Annotated in this window: 1 pseudogene; it reads right to left on the bottom strand. The window is 60.9% G+C overall.

The features are described 5' to 3' along the window. Positions 1-20 precede the first annotated feature (20 nt). Positions 21-402, bottom strand: a pseudogene (locus HX846_RS37430) (hypothetical protein); the annotation flags it as partial.

The raw sequence follows: 402 nt of genomic DNA, 5'->3' as shown, positions 1-402 counted from the left end.
GGGCTTGCTCGCGAATGGCGTTATTCAGTCTTACGCGGAATCAGCACGACCTGCGCCGGAACCTTCTTCAGGATCTGCCGGTGAATCTTCAGGTCATACCCCGAATCGATGCGCTTCACCCGTTTGGTCAGCAACGTGGCCAGCCATGGGTAATCTTCGGTGCGCGGTGCCTGGATGCTCACATCGCACTGGTAATTCACCACATCGGTGGCGATCTCATCCAGTTGATGGCGCAGCGCCTCGATATCGGTGAGGTTCAGCGCAACCGTAGTGCTTGGCGCTGCCGGGTCGATGACCTTGGCCGGCGGCTTGGCTTCGGCGGCTTTCAGGGCGGCCTCGGCTTTGTCCAGCTCGACTTTACGGGCATGGGCGATCGCACTGTTGACGCCACCGGTCAGCGCC

This window comes from Pseudomonas sp. K5002 (assembly GCF_013386655.1).
In the GTDB taxonomy this organism is placed as follows: Bacteria; Pseudomonadota; Gammaproteobacteria; order Pseudomonadales; family Pseudomonadaceae; genus Aquipseudomonas.
Note: the sequence above shows the minus strand (reverse complement) of the source record. Positions and strands in the feature narration are given on the sequence as shown.